1 protein-coding gene is annotated in these 573 nt (G+C 50.1%); it reads left to right on the top strand.

The genetic code is table 11. The features are described 5' to 3' along the window. On the top strand, positions 1–573 hold a 573-nt coding region (racE, locus tag GMD4S_RS12585), incomplete at both ends, for a glutamate racemase (RefSeq protein WP_000675019.1).

Here is a 573-nt window from a genome sequence, read left to right as displayed (position 1 = left end):
AGCTCATGCGCCAGCTTCCCCATGAAGAAATCGTCTATATTGGAGATTCGGCACGGGCGCCCTATGGTCCCCGTCCTGCTGAGCAAATTCGTGAATATACTTGGCAGTTGGTCAACTTTCTCTTGACCAAGGATGTCAAAATGATTGTCATAGCTTGTAACACTGCGACTGCGGTCGTTTGGGAAGAAATCAAGGCCCAACTAGACATTCCTGTCCTAGGTGTGATTTTGCCAGGAGCTTCGGCAGCTATCAAGTCCAGTCAAGGTGGGAAAATCGGGGTCATTGGAACACCCATGACGGTCCAATCAGACATCTACCGTCAGAAAATCCATGATCTGGATCCGGATTTACAGGTGGAGAGTTTGGCCTGTCCCAAGCTTGCTCCCTTGGTGGAGTCTGGTGCCCTGTCAACCAGTGTTACTAAGAAAGTGGTCTATGAAACTCTGCGTCCCTTGGTCGGCAAGGTGGATAGCCTGATTTTGGGTTGTACCCATTACCCACTCCTTCGCCCTATCATCCAAAATGTCATGGGACCAAAGGTTCAGCTCATCGATAGTGGGGCAGAGTGTGTAC

It is taken from the genome of Streptococcus sp. GMD4S (assembly GCF_000296955.1).
This window is presented reverse-complemented; position numbering and strand designations above follow the sequence as displayed.